This window comes from Lederbergia wuyishanensis (assembly GCF_022900255.1).
Lineage (GTDB): Bacteria > Bacillota > Bacilli > Bacillales > Bacillaceae_C > Lederbergia > Lederbergia wuyishanensis.
Genome location: NZ_JALIRM010000001.1, coordinates 918,615 through 932,772 on the forward strand (window position 1 = coordinate 918,615; position 14,158 = coordinate 932,772).

16 protein-coding genes are annotated in these 14,158 nt (G+C 35.4%); 1 reads left to right on the plus strand and 15 read right to left on the minus strand.

The window, feature by feature from the left end:
• Positions 1-207: 207 nt before the first annotated feature.
• Positions 208-798 (minus strand): SMC-Scp complex subunit ScpB, encoded by a 591-nt coding sequence (gene scpB / locus MT489_RS04520; protein ID WP_244680293.1) that lies wholly within the window; start codon positions 796-798, stop codon positions 208-210.
• Entirely contained in the window at positions 776-1,537 is a 762-nt protein-coding gene (locus MT489_RS04525) for a segregation/condensation protein A (protein ID WP_244680294.1), read from the minus strand. Before MT489_RS04525 ends, scpB begins: the two co-directional genes overlap by 23 nt.
• Before the next feature lie 348 nt (positions 1,538-1,885).
• Here MT489_RS04525 and MT489_RS04530 point away from each other — a divergent pair, with 348 nt between their 5' ends.
• Positions 1,886-2,389, plus strand: coding sequence for a DUF309 domain-containing protein (locus MT489_RS04530; RefSeq protein WP_244680295.1), 504 nt, complete (start codon positions 1,886-1,888; stop codon positions 2,387-2,389).
• 180 nt (positions 2,390-2,569) lie between these two features.
• Here MT489_RS04530 and MT489_RS04535 read toward each other — a convergent pair whose 3' ends face one another.
• The 13 genes from MT489_RS04535 to fur form a co-directional block, all read right to left on the minus strand.
• Positions 2,570-2,917, minus strand: a complete 348-nt coding sequence (locus MT489_RS04535) for a GNAT family N-acetyltransferase (protein ID WP_244680296.1) — start codon at positions 2,915-2,917, stop codon at positions 2,570-2,572.
• A 278-nt stretch (positions 2,918-3,195) separates the two neighbouring features.
• Entirely contained in the window at positions 3,196-4,515 is a 1,320-nt protein-coding gene (lysA, locus tag MT489_RS04540; protein WP_244680297.1) for a diaminopimelate decarboxylase, read from the minus strand.
• A 134-nt stretch (positions 4,516-4,649) separates the two neighbouring features.
• Positions 4,650-6,134 carry a spore germination protein gene (locus tag MT489_RS04545; RefSeq protein ID WP_244680298.1) on the minus strand — a complete coding sequence of 495 codons (1,485 nt, stop codon included), beginning with the start codon at positions 6,132-6,134 and terminating at the stop codon, positions 4,650-4,652.
• Positions 6,135-6,163: 29 nt separating this feature from the next.
• Complete coding sequence (locus MT489_RS04550) at positions 6,164-6,589, minus strand: stage V sporulation protein AB (RefSeq protein ID WP_244680299.1); 426 nt, start codon at positions 6,587-6,589, stop codon at positions 6,164-6,166.
• Positions 6,579-7,199: a stage V sporulation protein AA gene (locus MT489_RS04555; RefSeq protein ID WP_244680300.1), complete on the minus strand. Its 621-nt coding sequence runs from the start codon at positions 7,197-7,199 to the stop codon at positions 6,579-6,581. The genes MT489_RS04550 and MT489_RS04555 overlap by 11 nt, the downstream gene beginning before the upstream one ends.
• A 302-nt stretch (positions 7,200-7,501) precedes the next feature.
• On the minus strand, positions 7,502-8,260 hold the full coding sequence (gene sigF / locus MT489_RS04560) for an RNA polymerase sporulation sigma factor SigF (RefSeq protein ID WP_244680301.1): 759 nt from the start codon (positions 8,258-8,260) through the stop codon (positions 7,502-7,504).
• A gap of 12 nt (positions 8,261-8,272) precedes the next feature.
• Positions 8,273-8,713 carry an anti-sigma F factor gene (gene spoIIAB / locus MT489_RS04565; RefSeq protein ID WP_244680302.1) on the minus strand — a complete coding sequence of 147 codons (441 nt, stop codon included), beginning with the start codon at positions 8,711-8,713 and terminating at the stop codon, positions 8,273-8,275.
• A gap of 3 nt (positions 8,714-8,716) precedes the next feature.
• The gene (gene spoIIAA, locus MT489_RS04570; RefSeq protein WP_244680303.1) at positions 8,717-9,067 is read right to left on the minus strand and encodes an anti-sigma F factor antagonist; all 351 of its coding nucleotides are present in this window, start codon (positions 9,065-9,067) and stop codon (positions 8,717-8,719) included.
• A 183-nt stretch (positions 9,068-9,250) separates the two neighbouring features.
• Positions 9,251-10,414, minus strand: a complete 1,164-nt coding sequence (locus MT489_RS04575) for a D-alanyl-D-alanine carboxypeptidase family protein (protein ID WP_244680304.1) — start codon at positions 10,412-10,414, stop codon at positions 9,251-9,253.
• A gap of 394 nt (positions 10,415-10,808) precedes the next feature.
• The gene (gene deoB / locus MT489_RS04580) at positions 10,809-11,990 is read right to left on the minus strand and encodes a phosphopentomutase (protein WP_244680638.1); all 1,182 of its coding nucleotides are present in this window, start codon (positions 11,988-11,990) and stop codon (positions 10,809-10,811) included.
• 292 nt (positions 11,991-12,282) lie between these two features.
• Positions 12,283-13,176 carry a site-specific tyrosine recombinase XerD gene (xerD, locus tag MT489_RS04585; RefSeq protein WP_244680305.1) on the minus strand — a complete coding sequence of 298 codons (894 nt, stop codon included), beginning with the start codon at positions 13,174-13,176 and terminating at the stop codon, positions 12,283-12,285.
• 6 nt (positions 13,177-13,182) lie between these two features.
• Positions 13,183-13,410, minus strand: a complete 228-nt coding sequence (locus MT489_RS04590; protein ID WP_244680306.1) for a YqzK family protein — start codon at positions 13,408-13,410, stop codon at positions 13,183-13,185.
• 114 nt (positions 13,411-13,524) lie between these two features.
• A complete protein-coding gene (gene fur / locus MT489_RS04595; protein ID WP_244680307.1) occupies positions 13,525-14,004 on the minus strand; it encodes a ferric iron uptake transcriptional regulator in 480 nt (159 codons plus the stop codon).
• Positions 14,005-14,158 lie beyond the last annotated feature (154 nt).

Genomic DNA, 14,158 nt, shown 5'->3' on the forward strand with positions numbered 1-14,158 from the left:
AAGTCTATGCTGTTTGTCCGATGTTATGACAAGAAAAGGGATGAACAAGCTGATGTTGATTACACAAAAGAGATTGCAAGAAGTTTGCATGTCAATAGATGGTAGACACTAAAAGGTCAAAGCACTCGAAGATTTGCAAGACTAAAAGGAACTTTTTCATTATAAATAAAAAAAACTGCTGGCAAGCAGAACCAGCAGTTTTACATGTTATTCCATTTGGTCTTTAAATGTAGAGAAAAATAAATCTGCATCTTCTTGAAGTTCTTCATCTGTTTCCTTTGGGAGTTCAGGAAGTTCTTTTAAATCATTTAGACCAAAGTAATCCAAAAACTCCCTAGTTGTTCCGTATAGTTTTGCTCGTCCTGTTCCTTCGGCTCTCCCAACCTCCATGATTAAACCTTTGGCAACTAGAGTTTGTATGGGTCTTTCCGTCTTAACCCCTCTTATTTCCTCTATTTCTATTCTAGTTATCGGTTGTTTATAAGCTATTATAGCAAGAGTTTCAAGAGCTGCCTGGGAAAGTGTCGATGTTCCAGGACTTTCTACAAGTCTAGCCAAGTAATCGGCAAATTCTCTCTTTGTTGCAAGCTGGTATGTTTCAGCTAACGCAGTTACTGTAATGCCACGAGCGGAATCCCGCTCATAATTTTTTTGAAGTTCGTTTAATAACGATATTGCTTCTTCCTCGACAATTTCCATAGTGGTACAAATTTGTTTTAAGGATAAACCTTCATCGCCCGCTGCGAATAAAAGGCATTCGAGAATACCTATGAGATTAGAATTCTCCAATGGCCTCATTCCCCTTTCTAGCTGTCAAATATATATCGCCGAAAATACCATCTTGTTCGACGATGATTTCATTTCGCTTCATTAGTTCCAACATTGCGAGAAACGTAATGACCATATGTTGTTTATCTTCATGTGGAAAAAGATAAAAAAAGTTAATTCGATTACCCTTACTTCTTAGATCATGTAATATTTCTACCATTCTATCATCAATCGAAATATCTTGATGCGTAATTTTCGTAGCTAAAGGTTTTTGAAGTTTTTTCCTCCTAAGTAACTTATGATAAGCGCCAAGCATATCATAAATTGAAAATCCATATTCGATTAGCTCGTTCTGGCTTTTATCCTGGTATGGCGATAGATCGATAGGAGGTTTAGTATACATTTGACCTCTTTCGTATTCTTTTTGCTTTAATGATAGAGCAGCTTCTTTAAATCTCTTATATTCGAGTAGCTGTTCTACTAACTCATCACGAGGATCTTCCTCTTCATAATAATAATCGTCATCCAAATCTTCTTCATATTTAGGCAACAGCATTTTACTTTTTATAGCGAGGAGTGTAGCAGCCATAACTAAATACTCACTTGCAACGTCCAATTGCAATTCAGTCATTGTATTTATATAGTACAAATATTGCTCTGAAATTTCCGCCATAGGGATATCATATATATCAATTTCTAAACGATTGATTAAATGCAGCAATAAATCAAGCGGTCCTTCAAAAGCATCTATTTTGACAAGATATTCCATTTGATCACCGATTTCACTCTAATATTAAGGCTCTATTCGTTTACATTATTAATTTTTCTATAATTTTATATTTAAGCTATAAAATTAATCTTCAACAAATAATTAAGCAGAGAAAAGAGCAACCTACTTTATCAATACTGCTGAACGAAATTCCTTATTTGCTATAAAAGCCGACTTATGGGCTTTTGTAAATCAATAAACTTTATGATAACATCCAATTTTAATGAATATGCCTTATTATCATATAATAGTGCGACCTGAAAATGAAGAAAAATTCTTGTAAAGTACATAATTCCCTTACAAATATCGTGATATAATAGGTGTATTCATTAGAAAGGAGTAGGATGATTGACATTCTCAAAATCATATATTGCATTTTTAATCCATTTTCATGGTGATCGAGATTATTTTGAATGCCATGAAGTTTTGGAGGAACATTGGAAAATGAACGGAATGGAGAGAGATTCAATCTGGGTGGGGCTTATTCAAGTAGCCGTCAGTCTTTATCATTATCGACGAGGTAATATTAAAGGCTCACTGAAATTGATAAATAAAGCTCTCCATCTTTTATCATATAAAAAAGACGAAGTACTAGCTCTTAGTATCGATTATGATCATTTTATCAGTATATTAAATAATAGTAGAGTAAAGATTGCTAATCACATCCCATATTCACCCATTAATATTCCACTTAATAACCAACAGTTATTTGCTAAATGTAAAAAACAATGTGAAAACAGAGGGTATGAATGGGGAAATCATTATGATAAAGCTCCTGATTATCTTGTGCACAAGCACATATTACGTAATAATCCAAAGCCAATCTCTAAGCGACAATATGTGCTAGTATAGTAAAAACCGGGCAACTTTTATTATATAGGGCCCGGTTTTTTATGTTTGCGAACATTGAGGTCAATAGATTTTTATCATCCGACACTCAACATCGACTTATTATTTTCATGTAATCAATATTGAAAGGTTTTGCACCAGAAGGAACGTCTACGATGATGACTATACACTTCTGCTTATCTTTTAATAATCCATGTCACATTTATCAAAAAAAGCTGCTGTAAACTCTGAAGGAACAACATCCTTATCTTGGTAAATCTGCTTTATAGATAAAAGCATATTTTTACCTATTCCCTCATACCGATGTGAAGGATTAACGGAAATATGCTGGACTTCTACTTTATCATTAGAAAGAACTACTCCAATCAATCCAGTAATATCTTCTTCTTTCCATAAAAAAAGCTGCCAATTTTCTTCGGATTCATAATTTTTTATCGTCTGTTGTAATTTTTTTAAATCTTTCTCATTAGGCATAAATGAGAGAAGACCCATTGCGATCTTTTCATAGGCTTTCTTATATCGAATTAACATTTCAGACCCCTCGTTTAACTTTATTACAGCTTGTTGCTGTTACGGATCAAGAAGAGGTGTTTAACGATTTGGCGCAATAAAAAACCAATAACTAACTCCCCATAAAATGGCTATGATGAAGATCAAGACAAATACTATAAGATTTTTGTTACGCAAAGAACTAACTCCCTTACACCATCTTAAGCACACTCAAAAAAGGTGTGACCAATAAATATAATTGTACAGTCTAATTCTAATATCTGCAACTTAATAAGGTCATGCCAAAGTACTGTTTGCAATTAAATCTTCGTTTTTTCTTTAAAAGGAAGGTCTAACCTTAAAAGATCTTCATATGATTCCCTTTTAACAACAAGTTGATCATGCCCATTTTCCACAAATACAACAGGCGGTCTAGGGATACGATTATAATTATTAGCCATTGAATATCCATACGCTCCAGTACAAAATACCGCTAGAATATCATTCGTCCCTGCATCAGGTAATGGCAAGTCCCAAATTAACATGTCACCTGATTCGCAGCATTTTCCAGCGATGGATACTTTTTCTTTTGGTTGCTCATTTGCTCTATTTGCTAAAACGGCTTCATATTTTGCATCATATAGAGCCGGTCTAATATTATCAGTCATTCCGCCGTCTACTGCAATGTATTTTCTTATGTTTGGAACATCTTTACTTGACCCGATGGAATATAGTGTTGTGCCTGCATCTCCTACAAGTGATCTGCCTGGTTCAATCCAAATTTCAGGCATAGGAAGTGAAAGACGCTCAGTTTCTTCTTTAACCTCGTTTATCATTTCTTCTACATATAAAGAAGGTTCTAACGGTGCATCTTCATCCGTATATCGAATGCCAAACCCTCCACCTAGATTTAAAACACTTGGTGTAAAATGAAATTTTTCATGCCAATTTGCCATTTTCTCAAGGATTTTTTTTGCAGCCAAAATAAATCCAGTGGTTTCAAAAATTTGAGAACCAATATGGCAATGTAATCCTAATACATTCAAATAATTACTTTCTAAGGCAATTTGTAAAGCAGTTTCCGCTTGGCCGTTTTGTAAATCAAACCCGAACTTAGAATCTTCTTGACCAGTCAAAATATAATCATGTGTATGAGCTTCTATTCCAGGTGTAACCCGTAATAATATACTTACTTTTTGATCTCTTTCTGTACATAATTGGTGCAGTGTATGAAGCTCATGAAAGTTATCGACAACGATACAACCTATGTGATAATTCAACGCCATCTTAAGTTCATCGTCACTTTTATTATTTCCATGAAAGTGGATTTTTTCCACAGGAAAGTCTGCTTTGATTGCAGTATAAAGTTCTCCCCCTGACACTACATCAAGAGAAAGCCCTTCTTCTTTAATGAGCTGCAGCATTGCAATTGTGGAAAATGCTTTACTTGCATATGCTACTTGTGAAGCAATACCTAATTTTTCAAATGTATTTTTAAAAGCTCTTGCTCGCTTTCGAATAAGCTCAACATCGTATACGTATAGTGGAGTTCCATATTTTCCAGCTAGCTCCACCGTATTTTTTCCCCCTATTTCAAGGTGTCCATTTTGATCAATTTTAGCAGTACCATATAAATGCATGTTTCTCCCTCCACTAACTGACAAGCCACCAATACTCAACTTTTTCCTATGCTCGAACTGGAAGTATGTCTAAATTTCATCCTAATAAGTAGCATAAACTTTACCATACAATAAATAATTCTGCAATGGACACTTTACTCTTTAGGCGGCTGGCGAAAACGATCACGAGGATGTACAATACTCGGTCTTAGCAGCGCACCTGGAACAGTGCGTCTTATTAAAATATGGACAATAGCTGCTGGATTAAAAGGTAAAAGAGGCCATAAATAAGGAGCGTTTAAAGGCCTGAGTTGTGCTAAAAAAATGATATACACTGTCGCTCCAATAATAAATCCAGGTGCTTTAAATATCGCTACACTTATAAGAAGAAACATTCTAATTATTTTATTTGCAACACTTAACTCATAACTAGGTGTAGAAAATGTGCCTACTGCAGCAACTGCAACATACAAAATAACTTCTGATTGAAACAAGCCTACATCTACTGCTATTTGACCAATTAGTACAGCTGCAATTAATCCCATAGCTGTTGCTAAAGGGGTTGGTGTATGAATCGCTGCTATCCTTAAAAATTCAACACCCAAATCTGCAATTAGCAATTGGATGATTAAAGGAATATCTGATTGCTCATTCGGACCAATAAAGGCCAATTTATCGGGAAGCATAGAAGGCTCGATAGCAAATAAAAACCATAATGGAAGCAGAAAAATGGATGCCAAAATCCCTAAAAATCTTGTCCAGCGAACGAATGTCCCAACTGCAGGCGATTGCCGGTACTCCTCAGCATGTTGAATATGATGAAAAAGGGTCGCCGGTGTTATAATTACACTTGGTGATGTATCAATATAGATAAGCACGTGACCTTCAAGTAGATGAATGGCTCCAACATCTGCCCTTTCCGTATAGCGAACAAGTGGATATGGATTATAACCTTGTTTCACTAAAAATTCTTCTATTGTTTTATCCGCCATAGTGATACCATCTATATCAATGTTGGATAGTTCTTTTTTTATTGTCTCAATCAATTCAGGGTTAGCCACTCCCTTTATATAGCCAATCGCCACATCCGTTTTTGATCTCTCACCAATTTTTGTAATTTCAAATCTTAAGCGTTCATCTCTGATTCTTCTTCTTGTTAATGCTGTATTTACAATTATATTTTCCACAAAGCCATCTCTTGAACCTCGGATAACTTTCTCTGTATCGGGTTCCTCAGGTTGCCGGCCAGGATACGAGCGAACATCAATAATTAATGCCTCTTGCTCCCCTTCCACAACTAGAGCAATAAGGCCAGAAAGAATCTGATCGATCATTTCATCTTTTGTCTTTACTTTTTCAACCGACTCATGAACAATTCGATTCTCAATTAACTCATAAATTTTAGTTGTATGTTTTTCAGTATCATTAAGATTTACTAATTCCCTAATAATGTTTGTAATAAATAGTGTTTCTACTAAACCATTTACATAATAAATTTGCACTTGCTTCTTTAAAACAACAAACTTTCTATTTCCAAGGTCAAAACTTGTCCCTAATCCAATCCTCTGTTGAAAATACCTCTCTAGCTCATCAAGATTTTTGTCAATTGCATCTTTTGATGTTTGATACCTACTTGACATACTATCTACTCCTCTTTGTTGTTTCTGTGTCAAATAATATTAAAATATAGCCATTGGAACAATGAACCAAAAATCTTTCCAAGAACAATAGCCATCAATAACGTTATTAATTGTTTTTCAAGCCCAATCCGTTTTGATAAAATGGGAATTACATTTAGGACTTCGGTTAAGGCAGCTGCAAGCATGCCTATAAACAGACCGCAAAATAGACCGATTATGATCATTAATAAAGAAAAATTAATATGTAATGATTGATCTCTTAAATCTACCCATCCTGAACAGACAGCTCCCAGTATCACAGCCCACTCGTAAGACTGGATCATCTTATCTGTTTTGGATAATTGTGTAAGACGGGGAATTATTCCAAGAACAGTTAAAAAAGCGACAAAACCACTACCTACTGCCAGTCCACCGGCTAAGCCAATTAATATAACTACTATCGTCTCAATCAACATCTAAACGTTTTACACTTTCATTGTTTTCTTTTACTGATACATAATTATCAAGATCCTGTTGGTAATTGAACATTTCAATTTCAAGTGGACTCGGTTCTTCATTGAATCTTTTTTTGAAAATATGATTAAAAAACAAAATCATTCCCATTCCAATCCCAAATGAATATGGAATCTGTAATAGTAAAGGTTTTTCAACCTCTTTTCCTGTAATGATCCAATATAATTTTTGATGGACTGCTTGCATACTTACCTCTTCATGAAAATTTAAGATTGCTAAACCAGATCCCGTAAAAAGTAAAATCCATACAAAAATAAAAAATGGCCATATTTTTATTTTCTTTTCCTTTATTATTTCAATAATGGTTTGTGTTGGACCGATAGTTTGAACCTCACAGTCGGGAAAATGACGGGAAATAATATGAATGATACGCATTACGTCAAGAACAACAAGCTGATTGTCATCTTTTTTTAATTCATAAACAACAAGATTGTGTAGAAGCGGTAAATATCGATCTGGTGCTAAAATTTGTGACGTATGTGAAAGGAGGATTTTATTACACTCCTTTGTTTCTACACGACTACGCATTCGTATATAAATCGTACTTACCATCAGTTTCACTTCCTGAATTTCTTGTTTTTTCATAGTTTTTTTAGAAATAATAATCGATAATGCGTTTGACGAATATTCAATTACTTTTCCACTGATGACTCTTGAAGGTATTTATCCTCCCCGACAGAAACCCATTTCGTAGTAGACCACCTTTTCCTTATCTTTACCTAGAGGCCCACGATGGTTGCAAATAACCTTTTCAATCCTCGATGTAAATAAGGTAGTGAGCTTTATTAGTATGTGAAACACTGTATTATTTCATGCAGGAAAAGGGAAAACAGAAAGAACACATGAACGCCATTTTAGGCATCCATGTGTTCTTTCATTTGCTCTAATATTTTCTTCTCTAGACGTGATACTTGAACTTGTGAGATTCCGAGGCGATTTGCAACTTCCGATTGAGTCTGATCTTTATAATATCTTAGATAAACAATAAGTCGTTCCCGTTCATCCAATCCACGAATAGCTTCTTCCAAAGCAATTTTATCAAACCATTTGTGATCATTCTGGTCTGCAATTTGATCAATGAGAGTTATGGGATCACCATCATTTTCATAAACCGTTTCGTGAATTGAAGTCGGTGATCGTCCTGCATCTTGCGCCATAATAACATCTTCACGAGATACACCTAAATAATCGGCAATTTCACCTATGGTAGGGACTTTTTCATTTCTTTTTGCCAACTCATCTCTCGCTTTTCTTATACGGTTCGCCAATTCTTTTAACGATCGGCTAACTTTAACAGTCCCATCGTCACGTATAAAACGTTGGATCTCTCCTATAATCATAGGTACTGCATAGGTTGAAAATTTCACATCATATGAAAGATCAAATTTATCAACGGATTTCAACAAGCCAATACTGCCTATTTGAAAAAGATCATCAGGTTCATAACCTCTGTTTAAAAAACGCTGGACTACTGACCAAACGAGCCTTACATTTTTTTCTACAAGTATGTCCCTTGCCTCTTGGTCACCTTCTTGGCTTCTTCTAATATACTCTTTAACTTCAGCATCCTTCAAAAAGCCTTTATTTGCCTCTTTCTTTAGTTCCACATCCATAGGCGCGGCTCCTTAATTGCATAACGCTTTGTTTTTGGTTACATATTTGATTAAGCGGATGGTTGTGCCTGTACCCGGGTGTGATTCAACTTCTATTTTATCCATAAAGTTTTCCATAATGGTAAAACCCATTCCTGATCGTTCTAATTCGGGCTTAGTAGTAAAAAGCGGTTGTCTCGCTTCTTCTACGTCTTCAATACCGATGCCATTATCTCTTATGACCAAATCGATCATATCATCCTCAATTGCTACCGAAATATAAACAATTCCTGCAGGATTTTGTTCATATCCATGAATAATCGCATTTGTTACTGCTTCTGAAACAACAGTTTTAATTTCTGTTAACTCATCCATTGTTGGATCTAATTGAGCGATAAAAGCAGCAACTGTAACCCTAGCGAACGACTCGTTTTGGCTTAAAGCACTAAACTGAATTTGCATTTCATTTCTCATCTGTTAGGCTACCCCCAATCTTTCAAGTGCAAATTGTTCTGATGGTTCCAGTCTAATAATTTTAAACAAACCGGACATTTCAAACAATCTTTTTACTGGGGGTGTGATTGCACAAACAACCATTTCACCATTTTTTAATTTTATTTGTTTATACCTGCCTAACACGACTCCAAGTCCAGAGCTATCCATGAACGTTAATTTTTCTAGATTCATGACAATATGGAGGATATGGTGTTTTTCAATGGCATCAGTTACCTTAGTTTTCAGCTCCTCAGCCGTATGATGATCTAGTTCACCCGATAGTCTGATGCATAAAACGTCTTGTCTTATTTCTAAATCAATTGCTAGACTCACTTATCTTTTGCCTCCTCGCATAAGAGTATAGTGAGTCAATTCTACTTTTTATAGCCTGAATCCTTCTTCATGACAAAACTAGAAGAGATTCGCCACATTTTTCAATTAAAATACTATAGCAGGGTTTGAAAAACTCCTTACAACAAATAAAACTTGTGAAGAAATAGGTTTGGGTTATTTCACTTAATTAGATTTTGTAAACATTCCAAACGTTCGTTTATAAAGCTCCCACCAAGTAGCCTTTTTCACATTTTTCTCAGCTATTAGTTTTGTTTGGGCAAGGGTTTTCCCATCTTGAGTAATAATTAGCGCTCCTACTTCATCCCCCTTATTGATAGGAGCCTTTAAATGATTATTTATTTTGATATCTTTTGTAATTTTCGTTAATTGCTCCCCTTTTTTTGTCAATACAGATACAGGTTCACTTGTTACGGCTTTAATTTCTTTTACATTCCCTTTACTAATTTTTACTTTTCCAAGAGCTTCACCTTTTTTAAAGACTGAATGCGCTGCGTAATTTGCGAAAGCATAGTCAAGCATTTTAGTTATTTGAGCATTTCTACTTTTTGAAGTAGGAGCCCCGAATACTACTGCAATGACACGCATACCATCCTTTTTGGCTGTTGCCGTTAAGCAATACATAGCCTCTCTCGTAAAACCAGTTTTTAAGCCGTCTACACCCGGATAAAATTTTACTAGTTTATTTGTATTAACTAGCCAAAACTTTTTATCTGTGTCTTCCCTCAAATATGATTCATACATTTTTGTAAAATCAGTAATTTCTTCATATCTTAGTAACTCTTTCGCCATGATGGCCATATCATACGCGGTACTATAATGATCATTTACGGGTAATCCTGTTGTATTTTGAAACTTTGTATTTTTTAATCCTAATTCCTCAACTTTTTTATTCATCATACTTACAAAGTTTTCTTCACTGCCTGCTACTTTTTCTGCTAAAGCTACGGAAGCGTCATTTGCTGAACCGATAGCTACAGCTAGAAGCAGCTCATCTACCTTCATTTCTTCACCGGGCTCTAAAAAGATTTGTGAGCCCCCCATTGAAGCAGCATGCTCACTCGTCGCCACTTTATCTTTGAATGATAATTTACCATTATCGATTGCTTCCATAATAAGGAGCATCGTCATTATTTTAGTCATGGAGGCAGGTGAGTATTTTTCATGCATATTTTTTTCATATAAAACGGTTCCGGTATCTCGTTCTATTAAGATAGCGGATTTTGATTCACTTGAAAGCTCAACTTGCTTCTCTTCTGCCAATACAGATTGAGATAGTAAGGAAAAGAACATAAATATACCGATGCAAGAACTTATCCATTTCTTCATACTAGTCCCTCCAACTTTCATAGATATATAACGGAAATGATTTCCATATTTATTATTGTCGCCCATATAAAATTGATTTATACAAAATAAAAGGCTCTTTTCTTAAACATTGTTGCTATTTTATATTAAGTGAATTTTTCAGTGTGAATTTGAAACTCAACACTTAGTTACTCTGATGAGAAAAGAGCTGTATCCTTCATACAATCGCTAAACTCTTCTTTTAGGTGTAAAAGCCGACTCTTGGGCTTTTACATAATCACCAAACTTTAAGAACACAGTCAAATAAAAAGAAAAAAGCTTGTTGAGAATAACGAGTATTCCCAACAAGCCTTTATTTTCTGCGATAAACTTGTATGTTGATTTTTCTTCAACGAAGATTCACATTTAATGATAATCAAACTAATTTTTCTAAAAAACTTTTTCCTTCTCCTTGCCATTTAACATGAAAGTTATTGGCAACCGTTGCTCCTATATCGGCAAATGTTTTCCGAAGCGGAAGCTCACTGCCACCATTAAATTGCTTGGAATAAACAATAAGAGGTACAAATTCCCGTGTATGGTCAGTTCCGTGATGAATCGGGTCATTCCCATGATCGGCAGTAATAATTAACAAATCATCTTCTTTTAGTCGATCGATAATTTCTGGTATCCGAGCGTCAAATTCTTCTAGAGCTTTTCCGTAACCTATTGGATCTCTCCTATGCCCATATAAGGCGTCAAAATCGACTAAGTTGACAAAACTTAAGCCCTTGAATTCTTGCTCCATCACTTCAAGCAGCTTGTCAACCCCATCCATATTAGATACCGTTCGTACTGCCTTAGTCACTCCTTCACCATCGTAAATATCATTAATTTTTCCTATGGCAATAACATCAAGCCCAGCATCTTTTAATTCATTCATCACTGTTTTATCAAAAGGCTTAAGCGCGTAATCATGCCGATTAGCTGTTCGCTTAAAACTTCCCGGTTTACCTATAAATGGTCTTGCAATTACTCGTCCAACTTTATATTCATCAACTAATGTCAATTCACGTACCTTCTCGCATATTTCGTATAATTCATCAATTGGAACAATCTCCTCATGAGCTGCAATTTGCAAAACAGAATCTGCTGAAGTGTAGACGATTAGCGCACCTGTTTTCATATGCTCTTCCCCGAGACGTTCGATAATTTCAGTTCCACTTGCAGGTATATTTCCTATCACGCTTCTTCCTGAAGCATGTTCTAGTTGAGAAATAAGTAATTCTGGGAAACCATTAGGAAATACTTTAAAAGGATGGCTCGTTATGAGGCCCATTATTTCCCAATGGCCCGTCATTGTATCTTTGCCTTTCGATGCCTCTTGCATTTTTGTGAAGTAAGCAAGCGGTCGTTCCGTCTCGTTTATTCCTTTTATTTTTTTGATATTTGAAAGTCCAAACTTTTCCATATTGGGCATGTTTAAACCCTTCATTTTTTCGGCGATATGACCTAATGTATCCGATCCCTCGTCATTAAAAGCTGCTGCATCAGGAGCTTCCCCGATTCCGACCGAGTCAAGTACAATTAAATGTATCCTTTTAAAATTTTCTCCCATCATGTTGCCCCCTCCTATGTTGAAATTTGAATATACTTGTATATTACCCATATTTACATAAGAAAAAAACCGCGTTGTGCGGTTGGACTTAAATCTAGCTTTTCTAACTTTCAACTAGTAAACCGATCGTCCTCTTCTCTAGTGTGAAAATCATCGTTAATCCTACCGACTCATAGTGGTTCTTATTATAGTAAAAAGAATAAGGACATAAATAACTATCACAAAAGTCCTTAAAATTTATCGACTCGCACTAAGTTTTTGCGCTTTTGTCGATGGGCAGATACTCCGCTTTCTATGCACGTGGATGAAATTTCGTATATACGTCTTTTAATCTTGTTTTAGTTACATGGGTATAAATTTGTGTTGTTGAAATATCGGCATGGCCGAGCATTTCTTGAACAGCTCTTAAATCTGCCCCATTTTCTAGTAAATGGGTTGCAAATGAATGACGAAGCGTATGAGGAGTTAACTCTTTTTCAATTTTCGCTTCAGAGGCTAACCTTTTAATAATCTTCCAAAATCCTTGTCTCGTAAGGCGGTTCCCATGATGATTAAGGAAAAGTGCCTCCGTTCGATTTTTAGAGTTTTTTAGTTTAGTCCGCGACTCCAATATGTACTTCTCAATAACATCTTGGGCAATTTTTCCGATTGGAATTATTCTTTCTTTATTTCCTTTTCCAATACAGCGTACAAAGCCCATTGTCAAATGAACGTTTTCCATATCAAGATTTATTAACTCACTAACACGAATTCCAGTAGCATATAATAACTCAATCATCGCTTTATCCCTCAATCCAAAAGGAGAAGATGGATCAGGAGTTTCTAATAGTGATTCTACTTCCCTAAAACTTAACACCTTCGGAAGTGTTCTCTCTAATTGTGGTGTTTCAATATGGACAGAAGGATCTTGTTCAACCGCTTTTTCACGAAGCAAAAATTGATGAAACGCTCTTATAGATGCAATATGTCTTGCCAGCGTTTTTGCAGATTTTCCTTCACTTTTTAAAAATGACAAAAACTGAACGATATGGACTCTTGAAACATCGTTCAGTGAATTCAATTGTTCAACTTGCTGTATATATTTTATATAACGCTTAAGATCACGTTCATAAGAAATAATCGTATTTTGAGCCAATCCTTTTTCTACGATCATAAAATGAATAAAATCCTGTAGCTGATCTTGCATTGTACATTACTCTCCATTCTGATAAAAAAGCAGAAGACGTGTAAACCAGCCGTTCTGTTCATCTCCAAACGGCTGAAAAGCCTTTACTGCAGTACCTTCGGGCTCATCATATCGTCGATAATTTTCATATTCTTGATTTATCCACATAATACCATAATAAAAGAGGATGGTGCATCCCGCAAATAATAAAAGCAATCTTAATGTTCCGAAGAAGACTTTGAGCATATTTTTCATGATACCATTCCTTTGTTATCAATACTTTTTAAAAGCATATGCCCAGCTTGTCTAAAATTATTCACGTAAACTAAAAAATAATAAAAGCCTCACCCAGAAAGGGAAAGGCTCAATTTATTTTTCTTCTTCATTTTTACTAGTGTCTTCTTCATCCGCTTTTTTATGGCAACGCCAGCAAATTCCGTGGAACGTGAGCCTGTGATCCTTAATTTTAAAATTCCAATCACGCTCAACAATTTTTTCGACATCTCCTAAGAGATCCTCTTGGATTTCATCTACTGACCCACATTCAATGCAAACTAAATGGTGATGAAAATGGGCTGCCCCTTCTTTCCGCAAGTCATAGCGAGAAACACCATCACCGAAATTAATCTTATCCACTACTTTCAATTCTGTTAGAAGTTCTAATGTTCGATAGACTGTAGCAAGACCAATTTCTGGTGCCTTTTCTTTTACGAGAAGATATACATCTTCGGCACTTAAATGGTCTTCTTCATGTTCAAGCAACACCCGAACCGTGGCCTCACGCTGGGGAGTAAGCTTATAGCTTGCAGAATGCAATTGTTTCTTTATGCGATCAATGCGACTTTCCATACTATGTATCCTCCCTCGCCACTATCCACTATATTATAGCAGAAGGGAAGGTATAATCAAACTAAAATGATTATAGTTTAGAAAAATTAAGATGATTGAAAATGGCAGAAATTCGTTTTTAATTCATCTTTCACGTAAATTTAAAAACATTTAA

What these genes read in the sequence shown, in the direction of transcription:
- fur (WP_244680307.1), bottom strand. Translation starts at nt 14,004, where the DNA reads ATGGAAAGTCGCATTGATCGCATAAAGAAACAATTGCATTCTGCAAGC.
- spoIIAB (WP_244680302.1), bottom strand. Translation starts at nt 8,713, where the DNA reads ATGAGAAATGAAATGCAAATTCAGTTTAGTGCTTTAAGCCAAAACGAG.
- MT489_RS04535 (WP_244680296.1), bottom strand. Translation starts at nt 2,917, where the DNA reads ATGTTAATTCGATATAAGAAAGCCTATGAAAAGATCGCAATGGGTCTT.
- MT489_RS04545 (WP_244680298.1), bottom strand. Translation starts at nt 6,134, where the DNA reads ATGTCAAGTAGGTATCAAACATCAAAAGATGCAATTGACAAAAATCTT.
- xerD (WP_244680305.1), bottom strand. Translation starts at nt 13,176, where the DNA reads ATGCAAGATCAGCTACAGGATTTTATTCATTTTATGATCGTAGAAAAA.
- MT489_RS04575 (WP_244680304.1), bottom strand. Translation starts at nt 10,414, where the DNA reads ATGAAGAAATGGATAAGTTCTTGCATCGGTATATTTATGTTCTTTTCC.
- MT489_RS04525 (WP_244680294.1), bottom strand. Translation starts at nt 1,537, where the DNA reads ATGGAATATCTTGTCAAAATAGATGCTTTTGAAGGACCGCTTGATTTA.
- scpB (WP_244680293.1), bottom strand. Translation starts at nt 798, where the DNA reads ATGAGGCCATTGGAGAATTCTAATCTCATAGGTATTCTCGAATGCCTT.
- MT489_RS04550 (WP_244680299.1), bottom strand. Translation starts at nt 6,589, where the DNA reads ATGTTGATTGAGACGATAGTAGTTATATTAATTGGCTTAGCCGGTGGA.
- lysA (WP_244680297.1), bottom strand. Translation starts at nt 4,515, where the DNA reads ATGCATTTATATGGTACTGCTAAAATTGATCAAAATGGACACCTTGAA.
- MT489_RS04590 (WP_244680306.1), bottom strand. Translation starts at nt 13,410, where the DNA reads ATGAAAAATATGCTCAAAGTCTTCTTCGGAACATTAAGATTGCTTTTA.
- MT489_RS04555 (WP_244680300.1), bottom strand. Translation starts at nt 7,199, where the DNA reads ATGGTAAGTACGATTTATATACGAATGCGTAGTCGTGTAGAAACAAAG.
- deoB (WP_244680638.1), bottom strand. Translation starts at nt 11,990, where the DNA reads ATGGGAGAAAATTTTAAAAGGATACATTTAATTGTACTTGACTCGGTC.
- sigF (WP_244680301.1), bottom strand. Translation starts at nt 8,260, where the DNA reads ATGGATGTGGAACTAAAGAAAGAGGCAAATAAAGGCTTTTTGAAGGAT.